General features: G+C 59.1%; 1 pseudogene. It reads left to right on the top strand.

Going from position 1 to position 235, the window contains the following annotated elements:
* Positions 1 to 235, top strand: a pseudogene (locus Q4563_RS22710) (amino acid oxidase); the annotation flags it as partial.

The raw sequence follows: 235 nt of genomic DNA, 5'->3' as shown, positions 1-235 counted from the left end.
ACCGTGCTGTGTGGCCGCAGCTATATGGCACCGGCACGGCAAGGTCAGCTGGTATTGGGGGCAACCTATCATCAGAACGACCAGGATCTGACGCTCCGCCCCCAAGACCACCAGACCAACCTTGATCACCTGAAAGATTTTGGCTCATCATGGCATGCGCTGGCGGACACCGCCGACAAGAGCGGCCTGGTTATTGGTGGTCGTACCGGATTCCGTTGCACCACCCCCGACTATC

Source organism: Gilvimarinus sp. 1_MG-2023 (genome assembly GCF_030548285.1).
Note: the sequence above shows the minus strand (reverse complement) of the source record. Positions and strands in the feature narration are given on the sequence as shown.